Genomic DNA, 254 nt, shown 5'->3' on the forward strand with positions numbered 1-254 from the left:
GCTGGAAACCGACCTTGGCGTCACCTTGTTCGAGCGCAGCAGCGGCCGCCAGCCCAGGCTGACCGAAAACGGTACGGCCTTGCTGGAAGATGCCCGTGAACTGTTGCGTCAGTGCGAACGCCTGGATGGCCGGGCGCTCGCGCTGATGCGTGGCCAGGAAGCCCTGCTGCGGGTTGCCCAGGACGAAGCCATGCCGTATCAGCCGGTGATCGACAGCCTCGACGAACTGGCCAGCCGCTACCCGTTTCTGGAGG

General features: G+C 65.7%; 1 protein-coding gene. It reads left to right on the plus strand.

Annotation, left to right across the window (positions count from 1 at the left end; all coding sequences use genetic code 11):
* The coding region (locus tag AC6UDB_RS07135; RefSeq protein WP_500709570.1) for a hypothetical protein at nucleotides 1–254 on the plus strand (254 nt) is incomplete at both ends.

The sequence above is a fragment of the Fructilactobacillus sp. X3R2C1 genome (assembly GCF_059901235.1).